This is a genomic window from Nocardioides sp. (genome assembly GCF_016462705.1).
Taxonomy (GTDB): domain Bacteria; phylum Actinomycetota; class Actinomycetes; order Propionibacteriales; family Nocardioidaceae; genus Nocardioides.
Genome location: NZ_JAEMSS010000229.1, coordinates 1 through 5,529 on the forward strand (window position 1 = coordinate 1; position 5,529 = coordinate 5,529).

The window sequence follows — 5,529 nt, forward strand, 5'->3', positions numbered from 1 at the left end:
GGGCTGGGCCGGGTCGTGCGGCGGCTGGCCAGGTGTCTGCTCGTCGGTCACGGCGCGAGCCTAGTGCCAGGGCAGGTCGTCAGCGGTGACCGGCGAGCTGTTCCTCGACCGCGGCGGGTCGCGACACGTAGGCGCCGAGGGCGAGCATGGGCACGACGAGGACGCTGAGCGCGAGCAGCGGGACGGTCCAGCCACCGCTCGCGTCGTGGAGGACGCCGACGCCGAACGGGCCGACGGCGGCCAGCAGGTAGCCGGTCGCCTGGGTGAAGCTCGACAGGGCCGCGGTGCCCTCCGGCGTGGCCGCGCGCAGGCCGATCAGGGTGAGCACCATCGGGAACGTCGTCGTCGCCGCGCCCAGGACCACTGCCCACAGGATGGCCAGGGAGTGCGGGGCCACGGCCAGGCCCACGTAGGCCACCGGGTAGAGCAGCATGACGCCGAACAGCACGGCGCGCTGGTTCCCCGGCCGGGCGACCGCCCGGGGCGCCCACGTCGCCAGCGGGATGGAGGTCGCCGCCACCAGCCCGACGAGCGCCCCGGCCTGGGCGGCGCTGAACCCGGCGTCGCGCCACAGCGTCGCGAACCAGCCGAACACGGCGTACGCCTGGAGGGACTGGAGCCCGAAGAACGCCGCCATCGCCAGGCCGAGCGGGGTGCGGGCTACGTCGCCGAACCGGACCGCGCGGTTCGCGCTGGGCACCGCGTCCGGGTCGGGCGCGTCGTGGCTGGCCAGGCCGAGCCACGGGACCACGGCCAGGACCGCGAGGACCGCCCACGCCGCGAGCCCGGCGCGCCACGACCCGAACGCCTCCGCGATCGGCACGGTGAGGACCAGCGCCGCGGTGAGACCGAGGGCCAGCGCCGTCGTGTAGACCGCGGTCAGTGGGCCGACCCGGTCGGGGTAGTGCCGCTTGACCAGGGACGGGATCAGCACGTTGGCCATCGCCATCCCGCCCAGGGCCACCAGCGAGAGCAGCAGGAACGCCGCCTCGTGGCTGACCCAGGCCCGCCCCAGCAGACCGGCGGCGACCGCGGCGAGCCCGACCAGCGTGACCCGGTGCGGCCCGATCCGGCGGGCCGCCCACGGCGCGAGCGCGCCGAAGACGGCGAACGCCAGCACCGGCAGGGAGGTCAGGAGGCCCGCGACCGCGGCCGACATGCCCAGGGCAGCGCGGACCTCGGTGAGCACCGGGCCGACGCTGACCGCGGCGGGCCGCAGGTTCAGCGAGAGGAGGACCAGGCCGACGAGGACGGGAGCGATCAGTTCTCGGCGTCGATCCACCGGCCGGATGCTGCCACCCTTGGCGTCGTGCGGCACATCAGCGACGACGAGCGGCGGGCCCGGCTGGCCGGACGGCACGCGGTCGCCCCCTGGTCACGGGTGTCCGACCCGGTCGCGGCGACCGAGGCGCTGACGGTCCTGCACGCCACCGAGCCCGCCACGGTCTACCTCTCGCTCGCCGCGCGGGTGGACGACCTGACGGTCGCCGACGTCGACCGGGCGCTCTACGACGACCGGTCGCTGGTCAAGCAGCTCGCGATGCGCCGCACCCTGTTCGTGTTCCCCCGCGACCTGCTGCCGGCCGCGTGGGGCAGCGCGTCCGCCCGGGTCGCCCAGCAGCTGGCCGCCCGCCTGGCCAAGGAGCTGGAGTCCGCCGGGCACGCCGAGGACGGCCATGCCTGGCTCGACCGGGCGCGCGCCGCGGTCGTCGAGGCCCTGGCCGCTGACAGTGCCCGCGACGGGCTGACCGCGCAGGAGGTGCGGGAGCGGGTGCCGATGCTCGAGGAGAAGCTGGAGCTCGCGCCGGGCACCAAGTACGCCGTCACCGTCTACCTCGCGCCGCGGGTGCTCACCCAGCTGGCGGTGGAGGGGACGGTCGTCCGCGGGGTCAACGCCGGCCACTGGCGCATCTCCAAGCCACGGTGGACGCTCATGGCGGACTGGCTGGACGACGTGCCTGCGCCGCTCGAGCCCGGGCCCGGGTACGCCGAGCTGGTCCGCCGCTGGCTGGCGACGTTCGGCCCCGGGACCGAGACCGACGTCGTGTGGTGGCTGGGCTCGACCAAGACCGCGGTACGCCGGGCGCTGGCCGACCTCGAGGCCGTCGAGGTGGGCCTGGACGGCGGTGGCACCGGCTGGGTCCTTCCCGACGACGAGGCTCTCGACGGCGCGGCGCCCGTGGCCGAGCCGTGGGCGGCGCTCCTCCCGGTGCTCGACCCGACGGTGATGGGGTGGAAGGAGCGCGCGTTCTACCTGGGCGACCACGGCCCGCACCTGTTCGACACCAACGGCAACGCCGGGACCACGGCCTGGTGGGACGGGCGGGTCGTGGGGTGCTGGGTGCAGGACGAGGCCGGCGTCGTGGAGGTGCGGCTGATGGAGCCGCTGCCGCGGGCCGCGAAGGCGGCCTTGGCCGTCGAGGCGGAGCGGCTGACCGCCTGGCTGGGCGGCACCCGGGTCGGCACCGTCTACCCTTCGGTCGCGATGAAGGCCGTTGACTGGACCCACCCGTGAGCCCCCCACGGAACCGGCGTGGCTAGGGAGCAGCCCGAGCAGCATCTGCCGCCGGTGCAGCGGCTGCGGATCCGCTACGCCAAGCGTGGCCGGCTCCGGTTCACCAGCCACCGCGACTTCAGCCGGGCCTTCGAGCGAGCGGTCTTCCGGGCGAGGGTGCCGATGGCCTACTCGTCCGGCTTCAACCCGCACCCGCGGATCTCCTACGCCGGGGCGGCGCCGACCGGGTCGGCCAGCGAGGCCGAGTACCTCGAGCTCGCCCTGGCCGAGGTGGTCGACCCCGCCACGATCCACGCCTCCCTGGCCGAGGCGCTCCCGGACGGGCTCGACATCGTCGAGGTCGTCGAGTCGCCCGGAGGGAGCCTCGCCGACCTCCTCGAGGCGAGCCGGTGGCGTCTCGAGGTGCCCGGCGACCGCGCCGACGTCGAGGCGGAGGTGGTGGCCTTCCTGGCCGCCACGGAGGTGCCGGTGCAGCGGATGACGAAGAAGGGGCTGCGCGACCTCGACGCGCGGGCGGCGGTGCACTCCCTGGGTGTGGTGGGGGCAGCGGATGCCGGTCCACCGACCGTCACCCTGGAGCTGGTCCTGCGACACCTGGTCCCGGCGGTGCGCCCCGACGACGTGCTCACCGGCATGGCCGCGGTCAGCGGCCGCGTGCGGGTCGGCGTACCGCTGCTGACCAGGCTCGGACAGGGCCCGCTGGACTCCGCGACAGGAGAGATCGGGGACCCGCTGCACCCGGCCTGACCCCGGGCCGGACCCGCCGGGGAACCGGTGTCCCGAGGTGTGGTGTGCGATACTCGCCATGGTCGACGATCCCCAGATCGACGACCCGACGACGTTCTCGCAGTGGGAACCGGAGTCGTAGCCAGCCCGCGACGCGGCCCGGCAGGTCGGTGACAGCGACCCGCCACATGGACACGGCGACCGCGGTAGGTCACGACACCGGCTCTGGCAACGCACACCGCGCAGGGTGTCGCCGCCACGACAAGCTTTGTCGCCCGGCCCCGACGTCGCACCGCGAGGTGCGGCCCAGGTTCGCGGCGTACTACCTGCCAGGTCACCCCGCGTGGTCCTGGCCGAGGAGCACCCACACATGACCGACGACAACCCGGTCGACGCCGTCGAGGCGTCCGAAGCACCCGAGACCGCCGAGGCGCCCGCGAAGAAGACCGCCGCCAAGAAGGCGCCGGCGAAGAAGGCGGCGGCCAAGAAGACCGCCGTCAAGAAGACCGCCGCCAAGAAGGCGCCGGCGAAGAAGGCGGCCAAGAAGGTCGCCGGCTCTCCGGAGACCGCCGAGCCCACTGAGGCCGCCCCGGTGGTCGAGACCACCGCGCCCGCCGAGGCGTCCGGCCCCACGGGCACGCTGCCCCTGTTCAAGGCGCCCGAGCCGGTCGCGACGAAGCCGGCCAGGAAGTCCGCGAAGAAGAAGCCCGCCGCCGAGGCGGCCCCGGATGGCGACACCGGCCCCGCGACCGGCCCTGACGCCGGCACCGACGCCGACGGCGACGCGGAAGCCAAGCCGGCCAAGAAGACCGCGAAGCGGACCTCGGCGAAGAAGTCCGCGGCCAAGAAGGCGGAGTCGGCCGAGTCCGAGCCGGGTGCCGACGGGTCCGCGAGCGACGACGACCGGCCCGAGGGTGACCGGTCCGAGGGCGAGCAGCCCGACGGCGACGAGTCCGGTGAGGGCGGGGCACGCCGCCGGCGCCGCCGCGGCGGCCGCCGTCGTCGCAAGCCGGGTGACGGCGGGGGCGGCAGCGAGCAGGGCGACGACGACGCCGAGGGCTCCGACGACGGCCGGGCCGAGAAGGCCGACGAGGACGAGTCGGGCGCCGGCGACGAGTCGAGCGGCGAGGGCAGCTCCCGGCGCAGGCGCCGGCGCCGCCGCACGGGCGAGGACGGCGACGACTCCGGCGACAGCGGCGGGGGCACGCCTCGGGCCCGCCGGTCGCGCACCGGCGAGGACCAGATCACTGCTCTGGCGGGGTCCACCCGGCTCGAGGCAAAGAAGCAGCGCCGCCGCGAGGGCCGTGAGGCCGGCCGCCGCCGCGCCCCGATCGTCAGCGAGGCCGAGTTCCTGGCCCGCCGGGAGTCCGTCGACCGGGTGATGGTCATCCGGCAGCGCGACGACCTGACCCAGATCGGCGTGCTCGAGGACAAGGTCCTCGTCGAGCACTACGTCGCCCGCGAGTCGCAGACCTCGCTGATCGGCAACGTCTACCTCGGCCGGGTCCAGAACGTCCTGCCCTCCATGGAGGCGGCGTTCATCGACATCGGCCGGGGCCGCAACGCCGTGCTCTACGCCGGCGAGGTCAACTGGTCGGCACTCGGTCACAAGGAGGGCCAGCCCCGCAAGGTCGAGTCGGTGCTGTCCTCGGGCCAGGCCGTGCTCGTCCAGGTCACCAAGGACCCGGTCGGCCACAAGGGCGCCCGGCTCACCAGCCAGATCTCGCTGGCCGGACGCTTCCTGGTCTACGTCCCCGACGGCACCACCAGCGGCATCTCGCGCAAGCTGCCCGACACCGAGCGCAACCGGCTCAAGACCCTGCTCAAGGAGATCGTCCCCGACACCGCGGGCGTCATCGTGCGCACCGCCGCCGAGGGCGCCAGCGAGGAGGAGCTGACCCGCGACGTCGAGCGGCTCAAGGCGCGCTGGGAGGACATCGAGGCCAAGGCCAAGGGCAACGCCCCGCAGCTGCTGTACGGCGAGCCCGATCTGACCCTCAAGGTCGTCCGTGACCTGTTCACCGAGGACTTCGCCAAGCTGGTGATCCAGGGTCCGGACGCGTGGGACACCGTGCAGAGCTACGTCGCCCACGTCGCCCCCGACCTCGAGCCCCGCCTGGAGAAGTACGACGTCGACGAGCACGGCGGCGTCGACCTGTTCGCCGCCTACCGCGTGGACGAGCAGATCGCCAAGGGGCTGGACCGCAAGGTGTGGCTGCCCTCGGGCGGGTCCCTGGTCATCGACCGGACCGAGGCGATGACCGTCGTCGACGTCAACACCGGCAAGT

General features: G+C 74.4%; 4 protein-coding genes. 3 read left to right on the forward strand and 1 reads right to left on the reverse strand.

The features are described 5' to 3' along the window. Positions 1–79: 79 nt before the first annotated feature. Positions 80–1,282, reverse strand: a complete 1,203-nt coding sequence (locus tag JHD21_RS20045; RefSeq protein WP_292678908.1) for an MFS transporter — start codon at positions 1,280–1,282, stop codon at positions 80–82. A gap of 27 nt (positions 1,283–1,309) precedes the next feature. Here JHD21_RS20045 and JHD21_RS20050 point away from each other — a divergent pair, with 27 nt between their 5' ends. The 3 genes from JHD21_RS20050 to JHD21_RS20060 form a co-directional block, all read left to right on the forward strand. After that, positions 1,310–2,515, forward strand: coding sequence for a winged helix DNA-binding domain-containing protein (locus JHD21_RS20050; protein WP_292678911.1), 1,206 nt, complete (start codon positions 1,310–1,312; stop codon positions 2,513–2,515). A gap of 18 nt (positions 2,516–2,533) precedes the next feature. Next, the gene (locus JHD21_RS20055; RefSeq protein WP_292678914.1) at positions 2,534–3,262 is read left to right on the forward strand and encodes a TIGR03936 family radical SAM-associated protein; all 729 of its coding nucleotides are present in this window, start codon (positions 2,534–2,536) and stop codon (positions 3,260–3,262) included. 349 nt (positions 3,263–3,611) lie between these two features. Next, positions 3,612–5,529, forward strand: a 1,918-nt coding sequence (locus tag JHD21_RS20060) for a ribonuclease E/G (protein WP_292678916.1), incomplete at its 3' end; no start/stop codon positions are given.